A 635-nucleotide genomic window follows, 5' to 3' on the forward strand; every position below is an offset into this window, starting at 1 on the left:
TCGCCATTTTAGTTTTCTCTCTATATTATATAGAGAAACTTTTTAACTGTAGGTTAAGTTAGAAAGGGCGCACGGTGGATGCCTTGGCACTAGGAGCCGATGAAGGACGGGACTAACACCGATATGCTTCGGGGAGCTGTAAGTAAGCTTTGATCCGGAGATTTCCGAATGGGGAAACCCTCTATCCGTAATGGGATAGAATCTTTACCTGAATACATAGGGTATAGAAGGCAGACCCGGGGAACTGAAACATCTAAGTACCCGGAGGAAGAGAAAGCAAACGCGATTCCCTAAGTAGCGGCGAGCGAAACGGGATTAGCCCAAACCAAGAGGCTTGCCTCTTGGGGTTGTAGGACACTCTATACGGAGTTACAAAGGAATGAAGTAGACGAATCGATCTGGAAAGGTCAGTCATAGAAGGTAACAACCCTGTAGTTGAAACTTCGTTCCCTCTTGAGTGTATCCTGAGTACGGCGGAACACGTGAAATTCCGTCGGAAGCAGGGAGGACCATCTCCCAAGGCTAAATACTACCTAGTGACCGATAGTGAACCAGTACCGTGAGGGAAAGGTGAAAAGCACCCCGGAAGGGGAGTGAAAGAGATCCTGAAACCGTGTGCCTACAAGTAGTTAGAG

At 47.7% G+C, this 635-nt stretch carries 1 rRNA gene; it reads left to right on the plus strand.

Annotated elements, in window-relative coordinates:
- Positions 1 to 51: 51 nt before the first annotated feature.
- Positions 52 to 635: ribosomal RNA gene (locus BKO01S_RS23690) — 23S ribosomal RNA — on the plus strand; the annotation flags it as partial.

It is taken from the genome of Robertmurraya korlensis NBRC 107688, assembly GCF_001591645.1.
Lineage (GTDB): Bacteria > Bacillota > Bacilli > Bacillales > Cytobacillaceae > Robertmurraya_A.